We start from the raw sequence: 2,643 nt of genomic DNA on the forward strand, positions 1-2,643 counted from the left end.
GAATGACCCTCGCACGGTGGAAGTTCTTGAATCCCAGCATCGCCCGGGTCCGGCGTTTGATAGCCCGATGGTCCTGTTCGACAATGTTGTTCAGGTACTTGATCTGACGGACCTTGATCGGCGTCTCGCGATCGGCATTCACCGCATCCAGTGCGGCCAGATTGGAGCCGCTTTTGTCGATGGTCACGGTCTCTGGCGTACCATTATGGGCGATCGCCTTTTCAAAGAACCGCCGGGCAGCGACCTTGTCCCGCTTGGCCCTGAGCAGGAAGTCGACCATGTCGCCCGCCTTGTCCACTGCCCGGTAAAGATATTTCCACTCGCCTTTTACCTGACAGGTGCACCAAATAAGGCGTGATGCGTTATACGAGTATGAACCCGAAAACCGATGCTCGAAAACTGGACCAGTCGACGCAGGCGCACCTGAGAAAGATGGTGGTGCAGGCGGTGCGCGACGGGATGACGCAAGTCGAGGCCGCTCGAACGTACCGTGTGAGTTTGCGCGCGATAAGCAGGTGGATGAAGACTGCGCGGGAAGGCGGCCTGCGGGCGCTGAGGTCGGGCAAGCGGGGCCGTCGACCGGGAAGCGGCCACCTGACTCATCGGCAAGCCGTAAGAATCCGCAAGCTGATCATCGAGCGGATGCCGGATCAACTGTCGATGCCGTTCTACCTGTGGACCCGCGAATCGGTCGCGCAACTGATCGAAAGGCAGTACGGCATCACGGTGTCGAAGTGGACGGCGGGTCGATACCTGAAGGCGTGGGGTGTGAGTGCGCAGAAGCCGGTGCGACGGGCCTACGAAAGAAAGGACGAAGCGATCGAGCGCTGGCTGAACGAGGATTACCCAACGATTGCAAAGGAAGCGAAGCAGGAAGGCGCGACAATCTACTGGGGCGACGAAATGGGATTGCGAAGCGACCACATCAGCGGAACCAGCTTCGCCTTGAAGGGCGAAACGCCGGTGGTCCGCGCGACCGGCAAGCGCTTTGGTTGCAACATGATCTCGGCGATCACCAACCGCGGCGAATTGAGCTTCATGGTCTTTGAAGGCACGTTCACGAATGCAACTTTCATCGAATTCATGAAGCGGCTGATCAGGCAGGCCACACGCAAGATCTATCTGATCGTTGACGGGCATCCGGTGCATCGGTCCGCCACCGTCAGGAAGTTCGTCGCCGAGAACGCCACGCGTGTGCGACTGATCCGGCTGCCTGGCTACTGTCCCGAACTGAACCCGGACGAACTGCTCAACCAGGACGTCAAGACCAACGCGCTGGGCAAGAGCCGACCGACCAGCAAGGCGGACATGATCGGCACAGTCCGCCGGCATCTGCATCGACGACAGAAGGAACCGCACGTGATTCGCAATCTGTTCGAGGAGAAACATGTCAGTTACGCAGCCCAATAAACAACGCCATATTTGATGCACCCGTCAATAACCATGGTGCGCCATGCTTAGAAAGCCTGCCGCCTGCTTGCGCACCCACATTCGCAAAGATACGCATATGTTTCGCCTTCGACGTTGATATGCGTCAATGCTGAGAACAGGCCCCCCGACGAAGTGTTTCGCTCTCGGCAAGAGCGTTCGTGCACGCGGCAATGCGCGTGCGGTATGCGTTACGTTACGGCTCTGTGGATGATGTTCTCGAACTCATCGTCACCAACCACAAACCAGTTCGAACAGGCATGTTTGGCCGCGCGTCATTCGCTACAAACCTCTTCGAGATATTGCCGACGGCAGTTGATGTCGGTATCGCGAGCAATCGGCGCCACAGCCACCGACGCCGCTGGTTCAAAGGTAGCTCAACCGCATCTCGTTACCGTGAAAGCTGGGTAGCACGGGCGCGCGCACGGCCGCTCGCGTGGCCCGCGAGTAAAAATATCGCCATGCCCGCCCCCTCGTTGTGGCGATCGTTAGGTGGTGACCGAGGCAGACGCCTCATCCGGCCATTGGCCGATGGCCTTCAATTGCTTGATCCAGCGCGGCGCGTTTTTCTTCGCGCTGATGGCCTGGTAGTCGATCGGCGGGTCGTGATAGGCGAGTTTGCGTGTCAGTAGCAGGAAGATCAACCGTATCATCTTGTGAGCCAGAGCGATGATTGCCTTTTTGTGCGTCTTGCGCACCATCAGGCTTCTATATTTGGTTGCCAGCGAGCTCGTGGTTTTCCAGGCCGAGTTGGCGCATTCACACATGATGTAACGGATGACCAAACTGCCTTTTCCGGTTCGCCCTGATTTGCGTTTGCCAGCCGATTCGTTGTTTCCGGGACAAAGTGCCGCCCATGCAGCAATACGGTCGGCACGGTTCTGTTGCAGTAAGGCCCACGTCAAAATTGCGTAGCGAATTTTTGAGCTGTGCAATGAAGAAGACGAAGACACCGCGAACCACACTCGCGCCGGGCCTGGCCAAGGTCCTGAAGCGCCTTCACTACCCGCTTGAAGTGATTTTGCTGTGCGTGCGATGGTACGTGGCCTATTCGCTGAGTTTGCGCAATCTTGCGGAAATGATGGACGAGCGTGGTATCGCGGTGGATCATTCGACGGTGTACCGCTGGGCCATCAAGCTGCTGCCGCTCTTCGAAAGGCGCTTCCGCAAGCACAAGCGTCCGGTTGGGAAAAGCTGGCGAATGGACGAGAGCTA

Annotated in this window: 2 protein-coding genes and 2 pseudogenes; 2 read left to right on the forward strand and 2 right to left on the reverse strand. The window is 58.0% G+C overall.

Translation table 11 applies throughout. The features are described from left to right. Nucleotides 1-334: pseudogene (locus BMI01S_RS36540) on the reverse strand (IS6 family transposase); the annotation flags it as partial. A gap of 38 nt (nucleotides 335-372) precedes the next feature. Between BMI01S_RS36540 and BMI01S_RS36545 the strand changes: the two are divergent. Continuing rightward, complete coding sequence (locus BMI01S_RS36545; protein ID WP_028233108.1) at nucleotides 373-1,410, forward strand: IS630 family transposase; 1,038 nt, start codon at nucleotides 373-375, stop codon at nucleotides 1,408-1,410. A gap of 506 nt (nucleotides 1,411-1,916) precedes the next feature. Here BMI01S_RS36545 and BMI01S_RS40290 read toward each other — a convergent pair. After that, nucleotides 1,917-2,393, reverse strand: coding sequence for a transposase (locus tag BMI01S_RS40290; RefSeq protein WP_081901431.1), 477 nt, complete (start codon nucleotides 2,391-2,393; stop codon nucleotides 1,917-1,919). Between BMI01S_RS40290 and BMI01S_RS36555 the strand changes: the two are divergent. Continuing rightward, nucleotides 2,363-2,643: pseudogene (locus tag BMI01S_RS36555) on the forward strand (IS6 family transposase); the annotation flags it as partial. The gene BMI01S_RS40290 and the pseudogene BMI01S_RS36555 sit on opposite strands and share 31 nt — an antisense overlap.

It is taken from the genome of Paraburkholderia mimosarum LMG 23256 = NBRC 106338 (genome assembly GCF_000739815.1).
Classification (GTDB): domain Bacteria; phylum Pseudomonadota; class Gammaproteobacteria; order Burkholderiales; family Burkholderiaceae; genus Paraburkholderia; species Paraburkholderia mimosarum.